General features: G+C 28.1%; 34 protein-coding genes and 1 tRNA gene. 32 read left to right on the forward strand and 3 right to left on the reverse strand.

Annotation, left to right across the window (positions count from 1 at the left end; translation table 4 throughout):
• Positions 1-3: 3 nt before the first annotated feature.
• Both AC27EK_RS02370 and AC27EK_RS02375 read right to left on the reverse strand, forming a co-directional pair.
• The gene (locus AC27EK_RS02370) at positions 4-846 is read right to left on the reverse strand and encodes a segregation and condensation protein A (RefSeq protein ID WP_487231755.1); all 843 of its coding nucleotides are present in this window, start codon (positions 844-846) and stop codon (positions 4-6) included.
• A gap of 14 nt (positions 847-860) precedes the next feature.
• The gene (locus AC27EK_RS02375; protein WP_487231756.1) at positions 861-1,646 is read right to left on the reverse strand and encodes a lysophospholipid acyltransferase family protein; all 786 of its coding nucleotides are present in this window, start codon (positions 1,644-1,646) and stop codon (positions 861-863) included.
• Positions 1,647-1,737: 91 nt separating this feature from the next.
• Here AC27EK_RS02375 and AC27EK_RS02380 point away from each other — a divergent pair, with 91 nt between their 5' ends.
• From AC27EK_RS02380 to AC27EK_RS02390, 3 genes are read left to right on the forward strand one after another with little or no spacing between them, the layout of a single operon-like run.
• Entirely contained in the window at positions 1,738-2,646 is a 909-nt protein-coding gene (locus AC27EK_RS02380) for a deoxyribonuclease IV (RefSeq protein ID WP_487231757.1), read from the forward strand.
• A 40-nt stretch (positions 2,647-2,686) separates the two neighbouring features.
• Complete coding sequence (locus AC27EK_RS02385) at positions 2,687-5,776, forward strand: hypothetical protein (RefSeq protein WP_487231758.1); 3,090 nt, start codon at positions 2,687-2,689, stop codon at positions 5,774-5,776.
• A gap of 11 nt (positions 5,777-5,787) precedes the next feature.
• Positions 5,788-6,309, forward strand: a complete 522-nt coding sequence (locus AC27EK_RS02390; RefSeq protein ID WP_487231759.1) for an adenine phosphoribosyltransferase — start codon at positions 5,788-5,790, stop codon at positions 6,307-6,309.
• 35 nt (positions 6,310-6,344) lie between these two features.
• Here AC27EK_RS02390 and AC27EK_RS02395 read toward each other — a convergent pair.
• Positions 6,345-6,419: transfer RNA gene (locus AC27EK_RS02395), tRNA-Trp, on the reverse strand.
• 166 nt (positions 6,420-6,585) lie between these two features.
• Between AC27EK_RS02395 and rpsJ the strand changes: the two genes are divergently transcribed.
• Genes rpsJ through rplQ form a run of 29 tightly spaced genes read left to right on the forward strand, consistent with a single transcriptional unit; the run spans position 6,586 to position 21,088 of the window.
• On the forward strand, positions 6,586-6,894 hold the full coding sequence (gene rpsJ, locus AC27EK_RS02400; RefSeq protein ID WP_487231760.1) for a 30S ribosomal protein S10: 309 nt from the start codon (positions 6,586-6,588) through the stop codon (positions 6,892-6,894).
• A gap of 27 nt (positions 6,895-6,921) precedes the next feature.
• The gene (gene rplC / locus AC27EK_RS02405; protein WP_487231761.1) at positions 6,922-7,632 is read left to right on the forward strand and encodes a 50S ribosomal protein L3; all 711 of its coding nucleotides are present in this window, start codon (positions 6,922-6,924) and stop codon (positions 7,630-7,632) included.
• An 8-nt stretch (positions 7,633-7,640) separates the two neighbouring features.
• Entirely contained in the window at positions 7,641-8,276 is a 636-nt protein-coding gene (gene rplD / locus AC27EK_RS02410; RefSeq protein ID WP_487231762.1) for a 50S ribosomal protein L4, read from the forward strand.
• Positions 8,276-8,596, forward strand: a complete 321-nt coding sequence (locus AC27EK_RS02415; protein ID WP_487231763.1) for a 50S ribosomal protein L23 — start codon at positions 8,276-8,278, stop codon at positions 8,594-8,596. The genes rplD and AC27EK_RS02415 overlap by 1 nt, the downstream gene beginning before the upstream one ends.
• Before the next feature lie 31 nt (positions 8,597-8,627).
• Entirely contained in the window at positions 8,628-9,473 is an 846-nt protein-coding gene (gene rplB, locus AC27EK_RS02420) for a 50S ribosomal protein L2 (RefSeq protein WP_487231764.1), read from the forward strand.
• A 21-nt stretch (positions 9,474-9,494) separates the two neighbouring features.
• Complete coding sequence (rpsS, locus tag AC27EK_RS02425) at positions 9,495-9,761, forward strand: 30S ribosomal protein S19 (protein ID WP_487231765.1); 267 nt, start codon at positions 9,495-9,497, stop codon at positions 9,759-9,761.
• An 18-nt stretch (positions 9,762-9,779) separates the two neighbouring features.
• Entirely contained in the window at positions 9,780-10,343 is a 564-nt protein-coding gene (gene rplV / locus AC27EK_RS02430) for a 50S ribosomal protein L22 (protein ID WP_487231766.1), read from the forward strand.
• Positions 10,344-10,348: 5 nt separating this feature from the next.
• The gene (rpsC, locus tag AC27EK_RS02435; protein ID WP_487231767.1) at positions 10,349-11,092 is read left to right on the forward strand and encodes a 30S ribosomal protein S3; all 744 of its coding nucleotides are present in this window, start codon (positions 10,349-10,351) and stop codon (positions 11,090-11,092) included.
• Positions 11,093-11,105: 13 nt separating this feature from the next.
• A complete protein-coding gene (gene rplP / locus AC27EK_RS02440; RefSeq protein ID WP_487231768.1) occupies positions 11,106-11,519 on the forward strand; it encodes a 50S ribosomal protein L16 in 414 nt (137 codons plus the stop codon).
• Positions 11,519-11,740 (forward strand): 50S ribosomal protein L29, encoded by a 222-nt coding sequence (rpmC, locus tag AC27EK_RS02445; protein WP_487231769.1) that lies wholly within the window; start codon positions 11,519-11,521, stop codon positions 11,738-11,740. The genes rplP and rpmC overlap by 1 nt, the downstream gene beginning before the upstream one ends.
• Complete coding sequence (gene rpsQ / locus AC27EK_RS02450; RefSeq protein WP_487231770.1) at positions 11,727-11,981, forward strand: 30S ribosomal protein S17; 255 nt, start codon at positions 11,727-11,729, stop codon at positions 11,979-11,981. The genes rpmC and rpsQ overlap by 14 nt, the downstream gene beginning before the upstream one ends.
• A 1-nt stretch (position 11,982) precedes the next feature.
• Entirely contained in the window at positions 11,983-12,351 is a 369-nt protein-coding gene (gene rplN, locus AC27EK_RS02455; RefSeq protein WP_487231771.1) for a 50S ribosomal protein L14, read from the forward strand.
• Positions 12,352-12,364: 13 nt separating this feature from the next.
• Positions 12,365-12,700 (forward strand): 50S ribosomal protein L24, encoded by a 336-nt coding sequence (rplX, locus tag AC27EK_RS02460; protein ID WP_487231772.1) that lies wholly within the window; start codon positions 12,365-12,367, stop codon positions 12,698-12,700.
• A gap of 8 nt (positions 12,701-12,708) precedes the next feature.
• Positions 12,709-13,266, forward strand: a complete 558-nt coding sequence (gene rplE, locus AC27EK_RS02465; protein ID WP_487231773.1) for a 50S ribosomal protein L5 — start codon at positions 12,709-12,711, stop codon at positions 13,264-13,266.
• 1 nt (position 13,267) lies between these two features.
• Positions 13,268-13,453 carry a type Z 30S ribosomal protein S14 gene (locus AC27EK_RS02470; RefSeq protein ID WP_487231774.1) on the forward strand — a complete coding sequence of 62 codons (186 nt, stop codon included), beginning with the start codon at positions 13,268-13,270 and terminating at the stop codon, positions 13,451-13,453.
• A gap of 14 nt (positions 13,454-13,467) precedes the next feature.
• Positions 13,468-13,863 (forward strand): 30S ribosomal protein S8, encoded by a 396-nt coding sequence (gene rpsH / locus AC27EK_RS02475; protein ID WP_487231775.1) that lies wholly within the window; start codon positions 13,468-13,470, stop codon positions 13,861-13,863.
• A 12-nt stretch (positions 13,864-13,875) separates the two neighbouring features.
• Positions 13,876-14,424 (forward strand): 50S ribosomal protein L6, encoded by a 549-nt coding sequence (rplF, locus tag AC27EK_RS02480; protein WP_487231776.1) that lies wholly within the window; start codon positions 13,876-13,878, stop codon positions 14,422-14,424.
• A 12-nt stretch (positions 14,425-14,436) separates the two neighbouring features.
• Entirely contained in the window at positions 14,437-14,796 is a 360-nt protein-coding gene (gene rplR / locus AC27EK_RS02485) for a 50S ribosomal protein L18 (protein WP_487231777.1), read from the forward strand.
• Positions 14,784-15,347: a 30S ribosomal protein S5 gene (gene rpsE, locus AC27EK_RS02490; protein WP_487231848.1), complete on the forward strand. Its 564-nt coding sequence runs from the start codon at positions 14,784-14,786 to the stop codon at positions 15,345-15,347. Before rplR ends, rpsE begins: the two co-directional genes overlap by 13 nt.
• Positions 15,347-15,793, forward strand: a complete 447-nt coding sequence (gene rplO, locus AC27EK_RS02495) for a 50S ribosomal protein L15 (RefSeq protein ID WP_487231778.1) — start codon at positions 15,347-15,349, stop codon at positions 15,791-15,793. The genes rpsE and rplO overlap by 1 nt, the downstream gene beginning before the upstream one ends.
• A gap of 1 nt (position 15,794) precedes the next feature.
• A complete protein-coding gene (gene secY / locus AC27EK_RS02500; RefSeq protein ID WP_487231779.1) occupies positions 15,795-17,204 on the forward strand; it encodes a preprotein translocase subunit SecY in 1,410 nt (469 codons plus the stop codon).
• Between the two features lie 8 nt (positions 17,205-17,212).
• Positions 17,213-17,833 carry an adenylate kinase family protein gene (locus AC27EK_RS02505; protein WP_487231780.1) on the forward strand — a complete coding sequence of 207 codons (621 nt, stop codon included), beginning with the start codon at positions 17,213-17,215 and terminating at the stop codon, positions 17,831-17,833.
• The gene (gene map, locus AC27EK_RS02510; RefSeq protein WP_487231781.1) at positions 17,824-18,579 is read left to right on the forward strand and encodes a type I methionyl aminopeptidase; all 756 of its coding nucleotides are present in this window, start codon (positions 17,824-17,826) and stop codon (positions 18,577-18,579) included. The genes AC27EK_RS02505 and map overlap by 10 nt, the downstream gene beginning before the upstream one ends.
• A 13-nt stretch (positions 18,580-18,592) precedes the next feature.
• Positions 18,593-18,823 (forward strand): translation initiation factor IF-1, encoded by a 231-nt coding sequence (infA, locus tag AC27EK_RS02515; protein ID WP_487231782.1) that lies wholly within the window; start codon positions 18,593-18,595, stop codon positions 18,821-18,823.
• A 2-nt stretch (positions 18,824-18,825) separates the two neighbouring features.
• Positions 18,826-18,939 (forward strand): 50S ribosomal protein L36, encoded by a 114-nt coding sequence (rpmJ, locus tag AC27EK_RS02520; protein WP_487231783.1) that lies wholly within the window; start codon positions 18,826-18,828, stop codon positions 18,937-18,939.
• 8 nt (positions 18,940-18,947) lie between these two features.
• Entirely contained in the window at positions 18,948-19,322 is a 375-nt protein-coding gene (rpsM, locus tag AC27EK_RS02525; protein ID WP_487231784.1) for a 30S ribosomal protein S13, read from the forward strand.
• 18 nt (positions 19,323-19,340) lie between these two features.
• Positions 19,341-19,706: a 30S ribosomal protein S11 gene (rpsK, locus tag AC27EK_RS02530; RefSeq protein ID WP_487231785.1), complete on the forward strand. Its 366-nt coding sequence runs from the start codon at positions 19,341-19,343 to the stop codon at positions 19,704-19,706.
• Between the two features lie 20 nt (positions 19,707-19,726).
• On the forward strand, positions 19,727-20,701 hold the full coding sequence (locus tag AC27EK_RS02535) for a DNA-directed RNA polymerase subunit alpha (protein ID WP_487231786.1): 975 nt from the start codon (positions 19,727-19,729) through the stop codon (positions 20,699-20,701).
• A gap of 27 nt (positions 20,702-20,728) precedes the next feature.
• Positions 20,729-21,088, forward strand: coding sequence for a 50S ribosomal protein L17 (gene rplQ, locus AC27EK_RS02540; protein ID WP_487231787.1), 360 nt, complete (start codon positions 20,729-20,731; stop codon positions 21,086-21,088).
• Positions 21,089-21,134 lie beyond the last annotated feature (46 nt).

Below are 21,134 nucleotides of genomic sequence, written 5' to 3' on the forward strand. Positions count from 1 at the left end.
TCCTTATTCACTCTCTAATAAGATATCTTCAAAATTAGTAAAGTCTTTTGTTTTGTTTAATGAAACAATGAAAACTTCATTGTTAATATCGTCTACATTAGATTCTAATATTATTCATTCTCTTTTTAGTAAAACTAACATTGCTAAGAAAAGAGTACAATAATATTCAATTGCTGATTCATTAATTGTAAGATTATCGAAATATTCAAAAATATTTACTCTATTGTCATGTTTTTCTAAATAATCTACTAAATCTTTTTGAACAACACTGATTGAAACTTCAGGAACTTCAATTGTGTTTAATTTCATAGTTTTTAAATTCCTCTTTAAAACTAATGCATCAAAAAGATTGAATAATTTTTCAGGATTAATTTTTTTAGGCAATTTACCCATTGGTACTTCATCTAAAAAATAATCTTCATAATCTTCAGGATCTTTAGAAAACATTTTTTCTCTATTTTCTTTTAATATTTCTAAAGCAGCCAGAGTTTCTTTATACATTTTGTATTCAAGAATTTTTTTAATAAGTCTTTCACGTTCTCTTTCAAAATCCTTATCACCCATGCCATCTTCGCCTGCGTTAATAGGTAAAAGACTTTTTGTTTTTAGATTAAGCAATTGCGCAGCCATTACCATGTATTCACTAAGATCATCAACGTCTATGTCTTTATCAGCATTGCTGACATATTCATAATATTGATTTGCTATTGAAGCTACATCAAGATTTTTGATGTCCATTTTCTTTTTTGTTATTAAAGTTAATATCAAATCAATAGGACCATCAAATTCTTTAAGAGAGAACTTTAAAGTTCCGTCTTCATTCATTTTATTTACTTTATTTTCCATATTCACAACTCTTATTATTCAGTTTTTTCTATGTAAGGTTTATGATTTTTTTTGAGTTCTTCATAAATCTTATACATTTTTTCTTGAATGTTTTTTATTAGAATAGTTGAATCTATATTCATATAATCTTTAGCAGTAATTGAAGATAATATGTTTACATCTACTATATTGTCTTTTTCTTTTTTATCTTTGTTTTTTGAATCTAGCATCCCCAATGTGTTGTAAATAACAATTGGTTGAATATTTACATAGGTTTTATAAGCTGGCATTAAAGCTCCTGCTTTAAAGTCTGAAAACTCGTGTTTAGTTGTTCTTGTTCCTTCAGGGAATATTACTATTGATTTTTTGTTTTTTATTTCTTCTACTTGTTCAATAGCAATTTTTGCATTTTGTCTTAAATTTTCTCTATCAATAAACTTAACATCTATCATGTTTAGAATAGCGCCTTTTCAACCTCTATTAAGTTCTTGTTTGGCAATAAAAATAGGATATTTTTTTGTTTTCTCAAATAGGATTTTAAATATTATTATTGAATCTATATTAGATTTATGATTTATTAAATATAAAAGCGGTTTGTCTTCTATATGTTCTCTAGATATTAAATTTATTTTTACATCTTTTATGTATAAAAATAATCTACAGATTCTATGAATTTTTTTATGTCTTAATTCAATGTCAATATCTTCTGGAACTTTTTTGTAGCTGTTTGCTGTAATTAGTGCGTTTAATCACAACCCAAATAATAAAATTCATGAGAAAGGTCAACTAACAACTCATAAAATTTTTAATAATATTTTCAATTTTAATCCTTCAAAAGTAAATTTATGTATGTTATATTATTTATTACATAAAGATAATTACAATTATATAAGAAAAAAAGTAATAAGAAAAATGAAAAACATAAACGAAATATTATTAGGCTCACATGTATCTATGACTAAATCTAAAAATTCATTAGTGGGCTCTGTTTTGGATAGCGTGTCTTATGGTTCAAATTGTTTCATGATTTATACAGGAGCACCACAAAACACAAAAAGAACAGAACTTGATTTAGATAATGTTAAAAAAGCACATGAATTAATGAAAATCAATGGAATATCAAAAGAGCATTTGATAGTACATGCTCCTTATATAATTAATCTATGTTCTTCTAAAGAAGAAACAAGAAATTTAGCAAAAGAATTTTTAGCAAAAGAGATATTAAGATGTGAAGCAATAGGATCTAAATATCTTGTTTTACATCCAGGAAGCAAACTAGAACAAAATTTGGAAATTGCTATTGAACAAATATCTTCAGGAATTGATTATGCTTTTAAAAAATCTAAAAACAAATCAGTTACTATTTGTTTAGAAACAATGGCAGGTAAAGGTTCTGAAGTTGGTTCAAAATTGGAAGAACTTAAACAAATAATTAATAAATCACAATATAAAGATAATTTAGGCATTTGTTTAGATACTTGTCATTTAAATGACGCAGGATATGACATGAAAAATTTTGATAAGTTTTTAGATGATTTTGAGAATGTGATGAATTTAGATCTTATTAAAGTTGTTCATTTGAATGATTCAAAAAATAAAATAAATTCTCATAAAGATAGACATGAAAATATCGGATACGGACATATCGGATTTGAATCGTTGTGTGAGATAGCACATAATAAAAGACTATGGAACATTACAAAAATATTGGAAACACCTCACGTTAAGATTAATGTTAAAAAAGCGGTTCCAATATACAAAGAAGAAATAAAGAATATAAAAACGAAATCTTTTAATGATATTAAAATTCATATTGTATAATCTTATTATTGATTAAAAAAATCGTAAAATGAATATTACCATGTGAAATAAAATATTAGGCTTTTTAAAAGATAAATCTTGAACGAAAATAATACTGGTATCACTATTAGCATTAAGTGTTGTAGGGTTAGTAATAGGTATTATATTTTCTTCTATAGATTTATCTAATACTAAAGCTATTAAAGAAGGTAATAATTACAACAATAGTGTTGAATCTAAAATTTATGTTAAATTAGATCCTAAATTCAAAACAAAACAAGAACAACTTAAACAAGTTGAAAAAGATGCTTCTAAATTTGTTGAAAGATTAAGAATTGCTGGCGTAACTGAAATGAGAGTTGAGTCAGGAATTGAGAACATAGAAACTCAACTTAATGAAAGTACAAATAATTGAGTTGGTGTTATATATTTATTCACATCAAAAAACAATCCACTATTTACATATCTTGATTCAAAAACAGATTCAAAACTTTATGAACAAAATTTTAATTTATATTCAAAATTTGCCAATCCATTTAATTTAGTTATGCAACCAATTAATTATGCAAATACTAATAATAAATCTAATTTTTCAGATAATTTCTTAATTCTTAATAATAAATCAAATTCTGTAAAACCTTCTGGTTCTAATGTTGAAGTTTCTTTACCAGATACATTAATAACAAACACAGAAGATAAAAATAATAAAGATTGAGATTTATCAATTTTTCAAAAGCAATTTGTTAAAACTTATCCAGGTTGAGATGGCACAAAAAGTTATAGTGACTTAATAGAAGCCAATAAAGATGTTGTTAAACCAAATCCCAATAAAACACTAATATTGTGAAAAAACAGATTAGGTTTAATTGAAATGCTCCAAAGAGTAATTTTAATTACTAAACTTAATTCAGAACGTTTCAATATATTGCCTGATGGTTTGAATGTAAGTTTATATCAAATTGATGAAGCTATTAAAAGTTTATATAGCTCTTTAACAGAAGATCAAAAATCATTTGGTGAATGAGTAGTTAAATCTAATAATATTTTTGGAGTTAATAAAGAATTAACTGAAGCTCAAGAATATTTACACCCAACAGTTAAAACCCCAATTGATCCATTAATAACTTTATTAAACTCTTACTATACTAGAGTTAATGCATCAAATCAATCTGGCGAAACTAATAATGTGTTTGCAAAGAACGATGAGTTCTTATATAGTTGAAACTTTAAGAATCTTACTTTAATTAATAGTTATTTTTCAACTATTGATTACAATAACTTCTTTGATTTCTTTAATAACAATACTCCTTCTAAACCAAATGATTTAAATTATTCAGAAAATAATTTTTATTCAAAATCTTTAAAATTTGCTCCTTCAAAATATTCAGTCAATGAATTTTCTCAATATTACAATACGGCTTCAGTTGATTCAATTATTTTTAATCCTTTTTTAAATAAAATAAATAATTCAAATTATGTTGCTGGTAATCTAAAACAATTTTTAAATTCATGCAACTTCATTCAACCAGACGATGTTGCTAAAACAAAAACCAATATTAATTTAAACTTTTATACTTCAACTTTAATATTGATTAGTGTTGTAATAATATCAATAGGAATTCTTGTAAGTATTCTTTATAGAGTGCCAGGAGCCTTTGCTGCTATTTTAAACATGTTCGCTTTCTTAATGACATTAATATCATTCAATTCATTAGGTATGTCATTTGATTTTTCAACATTTATGGGTGTGTTCGCATTATCATTAATTGCTTATTATCCAATGCTTACATTCTTAAAAGAAATTAAAGAAAATATACAATTAGGTTTTAATTTACAAAATGCTATATTGAAGAGCTTGCTAAGGTTCTTAAAATTATGCTTAGTAACATTTGTTTCTATATTCATTGTTGCTTTAACATTCTTATTCTTTGGTTTAAATCAAATACAAGAATTTGGATCTATAGTCGTTCTTGGAACCTTGTTTACATTCTTATTTGGTGTCGTTGTTTATTTATTATTTAATCTATCTTTATATTGAATAACTCAAGATAAATATTTATGATTAATGTTAGATAAAAAATATATATCTTATTTAAACGTAATTGATGAAACAAAATTTGGAGATTCTTCATTAGCTAAATTTGATAATAATGATAGCTTCATAACCAAGTTTGCTTCTAAGATTGATTTCATGAATTTTAGAAAATCATTGTTTTTCTTTATTCCTACAATTCTTATATTAATATTCTCAATAGTTGGTGTTGTTTTATTATTAACATTTGGTACTGGATTCTCATTAGAATTTTCAAAAGTAATGATTATTTCTTTTGATTCTAATAATGTGCCAACAACTGCTATTCATGATTTAGCAACTAAATTAAATGTTTCATGACATCTTGTAGAAGTTGTTAATAATAAAACTTTAATATATTCAGACGCTATGATAGATTCTGATAAAGTAATAAATGCAATAAAAACAATACCTGAACTTAATTCGCTTATTAGTACTTTATCCATTAAATTCCCAAATACTATAATTCCAAACTTGTTAAAAAATAACTTTGTAAATGTAATTTTAATTTCAATTGCTTTCTTAGCATTATGAAGCTTTATTAGTTTAAACTTTGTAAATGCAATAGCTATCGTAATTGCATTGTTCTTTAATTTGTTAATAGTAATAGGAATACCGGGAATTGTAAGAGTTCCATTTAATATTGATTCATTAGTGGTTTATTCTCAAATATATCTCTTAATAGTATTTTCTATATTTAATTCATTTAATTCATATAAGTCTACTATTAACAATAAAAAAAGATATACTAAACTTGAACTTAATGAAACAATGAAAAATAAATTCAAAAATGATTTTGAGTTCAACACTTATTCATACGCTTTATATTTAATTGGTTCATTGTTAACACTTATCTTTGTAACTGAACAACAAATAAACGCAATTATCATTTTATTAATTTCCGTTATATTTATTTCTATTACATCATTCATAATCAATTATTATTTATTCTTCTCTGCTATGTTGTTTAGAGAAAAATACTTACAAATGATTCAAAGAGGAAAATCATCTAACAAGAAGGTTGCATTCTCTTATGACAAAATTGATGAACAAGAAATATATGGTATTAACGAATATTAGAAAGAAAGTCAATGAAAGATCTAAACAAACTTAAAAATTTAATTATTAATGTACCTAACTATCCAAAAGAAGGCGTTAATTTTAAGGACATTACTCCTTTATTTAAAAAACCAGAAATTTTAGAAGAAGTAATTAATGAATTTGCAAAATTCACAAAACAAATAGGAGCAACAGTAATTGTTGGTGCTGAATCAAGAGGATACTTATTTTCAGTTCCTTTATCTCTTAAAACAAAACTACCTTTTGTTTTAATTAGAAAGCCTAACAAACTACCTAGAGATGTTCATGAGGTTTCATATAACTCAGAATATGGAAGTTCTATAGTACAAATACACAAGGATTCTTTAAATGAAAATGACAAGGTAATAATAATAGATGACTTATTAGCCTCTGGCGGAACAGTTTTAGCTATTGAAAAACTTGTTAAAAAATCAGGAGCCAAAGTAGTTGGAAATGCATTCTTAATTGAATTAGAACAGTTTAAAGCAAAATCTAAACTTTCAGGAAGTATTCTTTCTATATTGAAATATTAAAAAATAAAAACCAAGCAAAAGCTTGGTTTTTTATATGGCGAGGATAAAAGGACTTGAACCCTTAACACGCAGGTTTGGAGTCTGCTGTTCTACCATTGAACTATATCCCCATTAAAAATTTTATAAATAATTTATATATTCTTAAACATTATTATATAATCATTAAGGTTTTAATGTTTTTGAGATTGCTGATACACCAATATAAGTTGTCAGGTGTACAGGTAACTTACTAACATATAAAATAATGTAACATAACATCGTTACAAGGAGGCAACTATGAATCAAGAATTAAGAATTAAACTTTACTCATATGATCACAAATTATTAGATCTATCTGTAAAGAAAATTGTTGAAACTGCTAAAAGCACTAATTCAACTATTAAAGGACCTATTCCTTTACCTACTAAAAAAGAAATATTTACAATTTTACGTTCACCTCACGTTAATAAATCATCACGTGAACAGTTCGAAAGAAGAACACACAAACGTTTAATTATATTTACAAATACAAAACCAGAAACTATTGAGAAATTAAAACATTTAATTACTCCAGCTGGTGTTGAAATTAAAATAACTTTTAACTAATTGCTAGAACTATAGAAAGGAAACATAATGAAATCACTTTTAGGAACTAAAGTCGGAATGACTCAAGTCTTTACAAAAGACGGTAAAAAAATTCCTGTAACTGTTGTTTTTTGTGAACCCAATCAAGTACTAGCAGTCAAAACTCTAGACAAAGATGGTTACAAAGCTATCCAAGTTGGATATCATACAGTTAAAGAAAATAATTTAAATAAACCAAAAAATGGTTACTTTAAAAAAGTTAAATCAGAACCAAAAAGATTTATAAGAGAATTTAGAGACATGGAAGGTTTTAATGTTGGAGACAAAATTAAAACTGACATATTTGAAAATGGACAATTCGTTGATGTTCAAGGAATTTCAAAAGGACATGGATTCACTGGTGCTATTAAGCGTCATAATTATTCAATCGGTTCAATGGGTCATGGTGCAGGATATCCTCACCGTTATCTAGGTTCTATCGCTGCAGGTCGTGGGGGTAGTCAAGCTCAACGTGTTTTAAAAGGTACTAAGATGCCTGGTCATTGAGGACATGAAACTATAACTACTAAAAATTTAGTTATTGTTGATGTACTAACTGATAAAAACTTAATCTTAATTAAAGGTGCAATACCTGGACCTAAGAATAGTTTAGTTAGAATTAGAACTTCAAAAAGTTTTCCAACTAAAAAAGAAACCTTTGAATTAATCAATAATTCTGTTAAACAAGAATCAGCTAAAACAGAAGAAGTAAGTAAATAGGAGTTTTTATGGCAAAAATTAATTTGTTAAATATGGAAGGCAACATTGTTAAAGATGTTCAAATTTCTAAAAACGTTTTTGTTGAAGAACCACATAAACAATCTATCTTTGATTGCATTATTGCTGAAAATGCTGCTTTAAGACAAGGTACTCACTCAACTTTAACTAAAGGCGAAGTTAGAGGTGGTGGTAAAAAACCATGAAGACAAAAACATACTGGTAGAGCAAGAACTGGTTCTACAAGAAATCCACACTGAGTAGGTGGTGGTGTTGTATTTGGTCCTAAACCAGGAAGAAATTACAACAAGAAAGTTAATAGCAAAATATTTAAACTAGCTTTTAAATCAGCATTAACTTTAAAATTAAATTCTGATTCATTGTTTGCTTTATCAAACGATGCTAAATTTGAAAAACCTTCAACTAAGAAAGTTATTACATTATTAAGTAATGCTAAATTAGAAGATAAAAAAGTATTATTCGTAGTTGATAAAATAGATGAAAACTTCTTAAAGTCAACTGCAAACTTACAAAAAGCTAAATTAAAAATGTTAAACCAAGTGTCTGTAAAAGATATTGTTGAAGCATCAACTATAATTTTTAATGAAGCAACAATTAAAAATCTAGAAACAGAGGCAAGTAAATAATGGAATTAACAAATATTATTATTAAACCATATCTAACTGAAAAAACATTTACAGTTAGAGAAGCCTCTGAAAAGAAAGTTTATGCTTTCATTGTTGATAAGAGAGCTAACAAAAACCATATTAAAAATGCTTTTGTTGCAATTTATGGAGTAAATCCAGAAAAAATTAACACTATTAAAAGAAAATCAACAAAAGTTAGAACAGGAACTGCTAAACCTGGATTTTCAAAAGTTAAAAAAATTGCTTATGTTACACTTCCAAAAGGTGTAGACATAGCAGTTGAAGCTGATGAAATTGAAGAAGCAAAAGACGCAAAATAGTCGAAAAGATCTAATATAAGGAAAATCACATATGGCTGTTAAACATGTAAAGTCAAGAAGTAGTGGTAAACGTCAAACAGTTATGATTGATTACAAATCAGTTTTAACTACAAACAAACCAGAAAAATCATTACTTGTTACATTAAACAAAAATGCTGGTAGAAACAACCAGGGTAAAATTACAATCCGTCACAGAGGTGGTGGACATAAAAGAAAATATAGATTAATTGATTTCAAAAGAAATAAAGATAATATTGTTGGAACAATTAAATCAGTTGAGTATGATCCAAATAGAACATCATTCATTTCATTAGTATCATATGCAGATGGTGAAAAACGTTACATCATTGCTCCTAACGGAATTAAAGTTGGGGACAAAATTGTATCTGGTGATGAAGGCATTGATATTATTGTTGGTAACACAACATCATTATCAAAAATTCCTGAAGGTACACTAGTTCATAACGTTGAGCTACAACCGGGTCATGGTGGTCAAATTGCTAGAAGTGCTGGTTCATCAATTCAAATTTTAGGTTTTGATGAATCTGGAAAATATGTAATTTGTAAACTTTCAAGTGGTGAAGTTAGAAAAATACGTAAAGAATGTAGAGCTACAATCGGTACTGTTTCAAACTCAGAACATAACTTAGTTAATTTAGGTAAAGCTGGTAGAAGCCGTAACTTAGGTATTAGACCTACAGTTAGAGGTTCAGCTATGAATCCTAATGATCACCCTCATGGTGGTGGGGAAGGTCGTACACCTGTTGGTAAAGATGCACCTAGAACACCTTGAGGTAAAAGACACATGGGTGTTAAAACTCGTAATAAAAAGAAAAAATCTACAGATTTAATCATACGTAGACGTAATAGCAAATAATAAGAAAGGGAATTATTAAATATGTCAAGAAGTTCAAAAAAAGGAGCTTTCGTTGAACCTAGCCTTCTAAAAAAAGTACAGGCAATGCAAGCTGCTGAAAAGAAAAAACCTATAAAAACATGATCTCGTAAAAGTACAATCTTCCCTGAATTTATTGGTCTAAACTTTGAAGTTCATAATGGAAAAGCTTTTCTTAAAGTTTTCGTAACTGAAGATATGGTTGGTCATAAACTTGGTGAATTTGCACCAACTAGAAACTTCAAAAATCATACAGAAGCAAAACGTTAATTTAAATAAGGATAGAATATGAAATCACGTGTTATTCAAAAAAACGTTAATGTTTCACATAGAAAAGCAAAATTAGTTGTTGATCTAATTAGAAATAAAAACGTTAATGAAGCAATTAGAATTTTAGATAATACTAATAAAAAAAGTGCTCCAATATTAAAAAAATTATTATTAAGCGCTATTGCTAATTCAACAAACAATCATTCAATGAATGCTGCAAATCTTTATATATATGAAATATTTGCAAACCAAGGTCCTACTTTAAAAAGGACTTTACCAAGAGCTAAAGGTTCAGCTGATCGTATTTTCAAAAGAACAACTCATTTAGAAATTATTTTAAGTGATGATAAGTTTGAGAGAAATAACGATTTACAAGCCATTAAGGATCTTATTAAAAAAAGAGCTGATGGTAATAGAAATAAAAACAAAACAGTTAATACAGTTAAAAAAACTGAAACTAAAAAAGTTACAACTTCTAAAAAACCAGCAGCCAAAAAACCAGTTGCTAAAAAAACAACAACTGCTGCTAAAACAAGCACAGCAAAAACTACTAACAAAACAGTTAATAAAAAAGGAGAATAATCAATATGGGTTCTAAAGTAAATCCAAACGGTTTAAGATTTGGTATAAATAGAGATTGACATTCTAGATGAGTTGCTAATGACAGCGCTCAAACTGCTCAATGATTAGTAGAAGATGACAAGATCAGAAATTTAATTATTTCAAATTATAAAAAAGCTTGAGTAGATCATGTTGAGATTGAAAGAGATCAAAAATGAATTTCTTTATTCATATATGCTAACCAACCAGGAATTATCATTGGTAATGAAGCAGCTGAACTTAAAAAATTAACTTTATCTATTAACAAAATTGTTGGTAGAAACATTAAAGTTAAAATAAATGTTTTAGCAAATGAAAACCCAGCATTATCTGCAAGAGTAATTGCTAGAGAAATTGCTGATGCTATTGAAAACAGAGTTTCATTTAGAAATGCACAAAAGTTTGCTATTAGAAAAGTTCTAAAAGCAGGAGCTAAAGGTATCAGAACTCATGTTTCTGGACGTTTAGGTGGTGTTGAAATGGCCAGAGAAGAAGGTTATTCAGAAGGTATAGTAACTTTATCAACATTGAGAGCTGATATTGACTATGCTTTAGAAGAAGCACAAACTACTTATGGTATTATTGGTGTTAAAGTTTGAATCAACAAAGGTGAAATCTTTGGTAAAGGTTTCAAAAAACCAGCACCTGTAAAACCAAAAAGATCATTCAACAAAAATCAAAACAACAAAAACTTTAAAAAGCCTGAAACTTCAAAGGGACCGAAAAAATAGGAGGATTTAGTAAATGTTACAACCAAAAAGAACAAAATATCGTAAACCTCATAAAGTAAGTTATGAAGGAAAAGCTAAAGGTAATAGTTATGTTGCTTTTGGTGAATATGGATTAATGGCAAGCCAAGGTGCTTGAATTGATGCAAGACAAATTGAATCAGCTCGTATTGCTATTAGTAAAAGACTTGGTAAGACTGGTAAAATGTGAATCAGAATCTTTCCACATATGTCACTAACTAAAAAACCCCTAGAAGTTCGTATGGGTTCTGGTAAGGGTGCACCTGAAAAATTTGTAGCTGTTGTTAAACAAGGAACAGTTATGTTTGAAATTGCTGGTGTTACAGAAGAAATTTCAAAAAATGCTTTAAGAGCAGCTGGTAACAAATTGCCAATTGGCTGAAAAATTGTTAAAAGAGAGGTTAAATAATGAGTAGATTAGTTAATCAAGATCTTCGTAAAAAAAATAACGAAGAATTAACAAATATAGTAACTGAACTTAAAACTAAATTATTAGAAATTAGATTCAGTGTAGCTAGTGGTGAAACTTCACAGTTAAACAAATCAAAAGAAATTAAAAAAACTATAGCAAGAGTACTAACTATATTAAATGAACGTGCTAGAGAGGAAAGTCAAGATGGAAAGAAATAATAGAAAAACACTTCAAGGAATTGTTGTTTCTGACAAAATGACTAAGACTGTAACTGTTTCAGTTGAAACAAAAATGAAACACTCAAAATATAGTAAATTAGTTATTCAAACTAAAAAATATCATGTTCGTGATGAAAAATCTGAAACAAACGTTGGAGATAAAGTTGAAATTGTTGAAACTAGACCTATTTCAAAAACAGTAAACTTTAGAATTTCAAAAATTATAGAAAGAGCTAAATAATATGATACAAACTCAGACAAGATTAAAAGTGGCTGATAATTCTGGCGCTCGTGAAGTTGGAGTTATTAAAGTACTTGGCGGAACTGGTAGAAGATATGCAAATATCGGAGATATTGTTGTAGTTTCTGTAAAAAAAGCAACTCCTAATGGTGTTGTTTCAAAAGGTCAAGTTCTAAGAGCTGTTGTTGTTAGAACAAAAAAAGGTGTTAAACGTGAAAATGGTAACACAATCAAATTTGATGAAAACTCATGTGTAATTATCAAAGATGATAAATCACCTAGAGGAAGTAGAATTTTTGGACCTGTTGCTCGTGAATTGAGAGACAGAGGATACTCAAAAATTGTTTCTTTAGCACCGGAAGTTCTTTAAGGAAGGGTTTTTAATGAATAGAATTAAAAAAGGCGATAGAGTCAGAGTTATTTCTGGAAAACACACAAACAAAGAAGGTGTTGTTTTACAAATTTTTCCTAAAGATGAAAGAGCTATAGTTGAAGGTGTTAACATGGTTAAAAAACATGTTAAAGCAAACCAAGAAAATGAAAAAAGTGGAATTGTCTCAAAAGAAGCTCCAATTTATTTATGTAAATTAGCTGTAGTTGAACAAAAAGGAAAAGAAAAAGGCCAAATCACAAAAGTGAAATTTGGTAAAAATAAAGATGGTAAAAAAATTAGAATCTCTAAAAAATCAAATCAAGAGATTGTAGTTGGAACTAAATAAGGAATATTATGAATCAATTAAAAAATAAATATAATACTGAAATTGCTTCTAGTCTAAAAAAAGAGTTCAACTTATCATCAATTATGGAAGTTCCAAAATTAGAAAAAATAGTAATTAATAAAGGTGTTGGATCAGCCGCTAATGATTCTAAAAATTTAGAAATTGCTATGAAAGAACTTGAATTAATTACTGGTCAAAAACCAGTAATCACAAAAGCTAAAAAATCTATAGCTTCATTTAAATTACGTGAAGGCCAAGGAATTGGTTGTAAAGTAACTTTACGTGGAGACAAAATGTGAGCTTTCGTTGAAACATTATTCAACGTGGCTTTACCTAGAGTTCGTGACTTTAGGGGTTTATCAAATAAATCATTTGATGCATTATCAAATTATACATTTGGTGTTAAAGAGCAAATCATCTTCCCTCAAATTGTTTATGACAATGTTAAACAAGTTGGTGGATATGATATTACATTTGTAATTTCTAATTCAAAATCTAAAGAACAATCACGTTCTTTATTAAAACACTTAGGTGCTCCATTCCAAAGAATAAAGGGAGAAAAATAATATGGCTAAAAAATCATTAATTGCAAAACAAAAACGTCATCCAAAATTCTCATCAAGAGCATATACTCGTTGCCAAAAATGTGGTAGAGTACATGCTGTTAATAGAAAATTTGGTCTTTGCCGTTTATGCTTTAGGGAATTAGCATATAAAGGCGCAATCCCTGGCGTTAAGAAAGCTTCATGATAGGAGAATAAGAAAATATGCATATTGATCCAATATCTGAATTATTAACTAAAATTAGAAATGCTAAAAAAGCACGTCATAATTCAGTAAAAATAGCAAACACTAATATGAAAAAAGCCATTGTTACACTTCTTAAAGAAGAAGGTTACATTAGTGACTTTAAAATAAACGAATTAGAAAACAATAAATCAGAAATCGCAATAAAATTAAAATACAAAAATAATGTATGTTCAATTAATGGATTGCGTCAAATCTCAAAACCAGGTTTAAGAATTTATGCTAAGAGTTCAAACTTACCTAAAGTTTTAAATGGTTTAGGAGTTGCAATTATTTCAACTTCAAAAGGAATTATGTCAGATAAACAAGCCAGAGCTGAAAAAGTTGGTGGTGAAGTAGTGGCATACGTTTGATAGAAAGGTTTACACATGTCAAGAATTGGTAATAGAGTTTTAACAATACCTGCAAACCTTTCAGTAGAAGTTACTAAAGAAAAAGTAATTGTTAAAAATGCTAAACAAAGCTTAGAAGTTAATTACGATTCAAAAATTCTAGAAATAGAAACAAAAGATAATCAATTAACTGTTAAAGCAAACAAAAATATTCAAAAAGCAAACATGTTTCAAGGAACTGTTAATGCTTTAATTAGAAATACTTTCATTGGTTTAACCGATGGATTTAAAATTGAACTTGAACTTAAAGGTGTTGGTTATAGAGCCAAACTTGAAGGAAACAAAATTAATTTAAACTTAGGATTTAGTCATCCTGTAATAATTGATATTCCTGCTTTAGTTGAAGTTACTGTACCTTCAGCAACTGAAATTGTAATTAAAGGTGCTGACAAACAAGTTGTAGGACAACTAGCTGTTGAAATTAGAAAATATAGAAAACCAGAACCTTATAAAGGTAAAGGTGTTCTATATAAAGGCGAACACGTTGTACGTAAAGTCGGTAAAACAGCTGACAAGAAAAAATAGGAGGTTTAATATATGAAAAGAATTAATTTTGATAAAAAACAACAAAGAGTTTTACGTCATAAAAGATTTGTGAATAAATTCAAATCAAACACTATTACTAAACCTCGTTTAATTGTTGTTAAATCAAATGCACATATTAGTGCTCAATTGTTTGATGATAGAACTAATAAAGTATTATGTTCAAGTTCTTCAGTACAATTAAAATTAAAAAATGGTAATGTACAAAACGCAACTAAAGTTGGTGATGACATTGCTAAAAAAATAAGTAAATTAAAAATCACTGAAATTGTTTTTGACAGAGCTGGTTCAAAATACCATGGTCGTGTTAAAGCAGTAGCCGAAGCTGTTAGAGCAGCTGGATTGAAATTCTAAGGATAAGGAGAAATAATAGAATGTCAAATAAAGAAAACAATACAAAAAAACAACCTATTAAAAGATCTTTATCTCCAGACGGTTTTGAAGAAAGAATCGTTAAGATTAAAAGAATTTCAAAAACTACAAAAGGTGGAAGAATCATGAGATTCAGTGCCTTAGTAGTTATAGGTGATAAAAAAGGAACAGTTGGATTTGGAATGGGTAAATCTAATGAAGTTCCAGATGCAATCAAAAAAGCAATTAAAAATGCAAATAATAACTTAGTAAAAGTTAAAATGAATAAAAACGGTACAGTTTATCATGAAATGAATGGTAGACATGGTGCTTCAAAAATTCTTATCAAACCTGCACCACTTGGTAAAGGTATTATTGCTGGTGGACCTGTTCGTGCAGTTGTTGAACTTGCAGGGTTCCAAGATATTTATACAAAATCTCTTGGAGCAAACACAGCTATCAATATGATAAGAGCTACAGTTAATGGATTAACTGGACAATTTAGTCCTCAAGAAATTGCTAATCTTCGTGATAAAGAATTGAAGGATTTATAATGAATTTACACAATTTAGAATATACTAAAGGTTCACGTAACCAAAAAGAAAAAAGAGTTGGTCGTGGTCATGGATCTGGTATGGGTAAAACTTCTACTAGAGGACAAGATGGTCAAAAAGCTAGAAAATCTGGTCATACAAGATTAGGTTTTGAAGGTGGTCAAACGCCTTTATACCGTCGTGTTCCAAAAGTTGGTTTTAACAATGACAGATTTGCTACAAAATACAATGTTGTTTCTTTAAAACAAATTAATGCTTTAGAAGCAAAAACAATTAATTTTTCATTGTTATTAGAAAAAGGATTGATTAAAGACAAAAAATTACCTATTAAAGTAATAGGAAATGATAAAATTAATTCAAGTATAGTAATTGAAGCACATAAATTTTCTAAAGGCGCTTTAGAATCTATCGCTCAATCAAAATCAACAACAAAAATAATAAAATAAAATGATAACTAAAAAACACAGAAATCCAAAATTAGAAGAACTGAAAAAAATCTTCACTAATAAAAAAGTAATAATTGCTATTGTAACAACAATAGCATTATTAATTTTATTTCGTTTGGGCTCTATAGTTCCTATGCCATTCATTACCATTAAAGAATCAGCCAATGGTTCAAACTCTTTAATGGAAATGATTAACTTATTAGGTGGTGGTGGTTTAAGCCAAGTTTCAATGTTTGCTATTGGAATTTCTCCCTACATTACTGCTCAAATTATTATGCAATTATTATCTTCTGATTTAATACCTCCATTATCAAGACTGTCTAAGTCTGGTGAAAGAGGTAGAAAAAAAATAGAAGTATACACTAGAATTCTTACATTACCATTAGCTGCTATACAAGCCTATGCTATATTGATGTTAGTTACAACAGGACAAACATCCATTGTTGATTTTTCAGCAAGTATGACATTTGCTCAAAATAGTCCTATGTTTTATTTCTTTTATATAACATTAATGATTTCTGGAACTTACATTTCAATTTTCCTAGCTGATCTTATTACTAAGAGAGGTGCAGGTAATGGTGTAACTATGATTATTCTTGCTGGTATATTAAGTTCTTTATTCAGTTCTTTTCAAACTGTTTTCATAAGTTTTCAAGCTATAAGCGGACAAAATGCAAAATTAATATCAATAATTTCATCTATTGTTTATGTAGTGTTTTACATATTATTAGTAATAGCTGTTGTCTTTGTTAATGGTTCTGTTAGAAAAATACCAATACAGCAAGTAGGACAATCACTTACATTGAATCCAGATGAATTATCATATTTACCATTAAAAGTAAATACAGTTGGAGTTATTCCAGTCATCTTTGCTTCGTCATTAATGACAATACCTTCCACAATTGCTCAATTTTTACCAGCATCTGATCCTTCTAGATATGTAATTGAAGAATACGTATCTTTAAATGGAGTTAGTGGAATAATTATTTATTTTTTATTAATACTATTCTTTACATTCTTCTATAGTTATGTTCAACTTAACCCCGAGAAGATATCTAAAGACTTTAAAAAATCTGGTAGATTTATACCCGGTATTAAAATGGGTAGAGACACAGAAAAACACATTACTAAAACCTTATTTAGAATAAATTGAATAGGAGCCCCTTTCTTAGGAATAATTGCTGCTATTCCTTATATAGTAAGTTTGGTCTCTAAAATAGTAAGTAACGGAACAGTCACAATACCTTCCTCATCAGCTCTTGGTGGAACTGGGTTAGTTATTATTGTTACAGCAGCATTTGATTTTTGATCTTCAATTCAATCAACTGCTACTACAACGTCATATACAAATAAGAAAAAACATATTGAAAACAATATTGAAAAGACGTACGTTGATTCTCAACTTTGATAGGTAAATAAATGAAATTATTAATAATTGGTGCACCAGGTTCTGGTAAAGGCACCGTTGCTAATTACATTGTAAATGCATCAAACATTAAACACATCTCAACAGGTGATTTGTTTAGAGCAAAAATTAATTTAAATGATGAATTAGCTATTAAAATTAAAGAATTAATTAAAAATGGAATATTAGTACCTGATGAAATTACTAATGAAGTTGTTAAAGAAGCTTTAACAAATACAAAAGACAATTTCATTCTAGATGGTTATCCAAGAACCTTGGATCAAGCTGAATATTTAGAATCTTTAATAGATATAGATAGAGTGCTTTATTTAAATGTTAATATCGATTCTTTAATTAAAAGAATTGTAGGAAGAAGGATTTGTGAAGAATGTAATTTTATATTCAACATTTATACTAATCCTATTCCTAAGAATGAAAATATTTGCGATAAATGTAATGGAAATCTTTATCAAAGAAAAGATGATAACGAAGAAACAGTTATCAAAAGACTTAAAATATTCAATGAACAAACTTCAGCTTTAATTGAATATTATAAAAACAAAAACTTGCTTGTTGAAATTGATGCTAATCAAAATTTAGAAAACATTTTTGAAGAAATAAAAAAATGAATATAGTTTTAAAAAACTTCGATGATATTTCAAAAATCAAACAAGCAGTTGAAATTTGAAAAGAAGTTAAAAAAGAACTTATTGCAAATGTTAAAGTAGGAATAAGTCTAAATGAATTAGATTTAATTGCTAAAAACAAAATAGAAGAGTTAGGAGCAATTCCAACTTTTTATGGATATTATGATTATCCAAAGAATATTTGTATTTCAGTGAACGAAGTTGTAGTTCATGGAGTCCCCAACAATTATCTTATAAAAGATAAAGATTTGATTACTTTCGATATCGGAGTAACATTTAAAGATCATGTTTGTGATTCTGCTTTTAGTGTTATTGTAGGCGAAAATCAAGAAGCCCAAAGAATAAGCTCTGTTTGTGAACAAGCTATTTATGAAGCTGCTGATATGATTAAGCCTGGAATAACTAATTTGCAAATCGCAAAAACAATTCAAACATTTGTAGAGAATAATGGTTATGAAGTATTAAGAGACTTCACTGGTCATGGATGCGGAAATGTAATGCATGAAGATCCATATATTCCCAATTATTATTCAAAGACATTCACTGAAGTTCCTATGCAAGAAAATATGGTTATATGTATTGAACCTATGATTCTTACTAGATCTAAAAAATATTTTATTGATCCTATGAACAAATGAAGTGTCATTGCTAAAAACAAAAAATTAACAGCACATTGAGAACACATGATTCTTATTACTAAAGATGGCTGTGAAATATTAACAAAAGAAGATTAAAAGGATTTTTAATATGACAAATGATCAAGTGATCAAAATGACTGGTGTAGTATCAGAAATGCTACAAGGTAATAAATTCAAAGTTAAATTAGAAAATAACGTCGAAATTGATACTCATGTCTCAGGTAAAATGCGTGTTTATAAAATTCGTATTTTACCAGGCGACAAAGTCGATGTTGAATTAAGTCAATATGATTTAACTAAAGGTAGAATTGTTTATCGTCACAAAGATGAAAGGAAATAATTATGAAGGTAAGAGCTTCAGTTAAACCTATTTGTAAAGACTGTAAAATTATTAAACGTAGACGTGTTATCAGAGTAATCTGTAAAATTAAAAAACACAAGCAACGTCAAGGATAGGAGAAATTATGGCACGTATATTAGGTGTTGATATTCCAGATAATAAAAGAGCTGTCATTGCTTTAACATATATCTATGGAATCGGAAAAAGTACTGCTACAAAAATTTTAGAAGAATCTAAAATTGATTTAAGCAAAAGAATAAAAGAATTATCTGAAAGTGAATTAGCTACTATAAGAAAAGTTGCTAGTCAATACACTTTAGAAGGTGATCTACGTAGAGAAACAGCTATGGACATCAAACGTCTAATGGAAATTGTTTCTTATAGAGGGATTCGTCACCGTCGTTCACTTCCTGTAAGAGGACAGAGAACTAAAACTAACGCTAGAACTCGTAAAGGTCCTAGAAAAACAGTTGCAAATAAAAAAATGGAATCTAGATAATAAGAAAGAAGTAAAATTATGGCTAAAAAGAAAAAATTGAATTTTACTAGTGGGCTTGTTCATATTCATGCAACTAGAAATAATACTATAATTACAATATCAGATGAAAAAGGTAATGTAATTTCATGAGCTTCTTCTGGATCAATTGGTTATAAGGGTTCTAAAAAAAGAACACCTTATTCAGCAGGTATTGCTGCTGAAAAAACAGGTAAAGATGCATTTGATTTAGGTTTAAGAACAGTTTCTGTTGAAGTTAATGGTACAGGTTCTGGTAGAGATACTGCAATTAGAAGTTTACAAACAGCAGGATTAGAAGTTACAAGAATTAGTGATGTGACACCTATTCCTCATAATGGTTGTAGACCACCTAAGAAACCTCGTTAATTAATTGAAAGGGAAATACAATGAATAAATTCTTAAAATACGATATCAAACCAGAATTTTTAACTGATGATAAAAACAAAGCAAAAATTGTTATTCATCCATTAGAAACAGGATTTGGTACAACATTAGGTAATGCTCTTAGAAGAGTAGCGTTATCAAACATTCCAGGAGCAAGCATTTTTGCTGTTAAAATTCCTGGTTATACACATGAATATCAAGCAATTGATGGAGTTTCAGAAGATATTACAAATATAATTCTTAATCTTAAAAAATTAGTTATCAAGGTTGATACTAATATACATTCAGAAGAAGAATTTGAAGAAACAAGATTAGAATCATGACCAACATTAAAAATAAATGTTAACGGCCCAACCAATGTTACAGCAGCTGACATTGTTTGTCCAACAGGTTTTGAAATTGTTAATAAAGATTTAGTTATTGCAAATGTAACTGAAAAAATTGAATTTAAAATGGAAATCTTTGCTACTTTAGGAAGAGGATTCACAACATTTACTGATAATAAAGATAAATGTAATTCATTATCAATTATTCCTACTGATTCAAACTTTTCACCAGTATTGAGTTTTAATTACAATGTTGAAGAAGTTAAATTATCAAAACTTAATTCATCAGATAAATTAACAATTGAACTTTCAACTAATGGTTCAATTTCTGCAACTGAAGCTTTAGCTTTAGCTTCAAAAATTCTAACAGCTCACCTTGATTCTCTAATAACAACTGATTATGAAAATATTATTGTTATGAAAGAAGCAGATGCTCAAGAAACTAAACAAGAATTATTCATACCTATTGAAGAACTTGACTTCACAGTTAGAGCTTACAACGCTTTAAAGAGTCGTGGAATTAACACAGCTCATGAATTAATTCAATTACCAAGATCAGAAATTGAAAAAATCAAAAATTTAGGTAGAAAATCAATCCATGAAATTATTGAAAAAGTTCATGAACATGGTTTAAAACTTAAAGACGAATAAATTTTATAGAGAGGAAGAATGTATTAAATGAGTTTTATAAACAAACCCGGTAAGACGCGTTCATGAAGAAAAATGGTTAGCCGTCAACAAGTTAGTGACGTACTAGCTTATGGTGAAATCATTACTACTGCTACAAAAGCTAAAGAAACACAACGTCATGTTGACAGAATAATAACTTTAGCTAAAAAGAATACTTTAGCAAGTAGAAGACAAGCTGCTTCTATTATCTTAAGTACTTCAAAGTTAAATGATAAAGAATTACTTACGAAATTATTTGATGAAATTGGACCAAAATATAAAGATAGAAATGGTGGATACACTAGAGTTCTTAAATTAGGAACTAGACCTGGTGATAACACTGAAAGAGCTATCATTCAATTAGTTTAATTTTTAAAAAATATAACGATAAAAACCACTCCAAGTTGGAGTGGTT

This window comes from Ureaplasma rhincodontis (genome assembly GCF_057537535.1).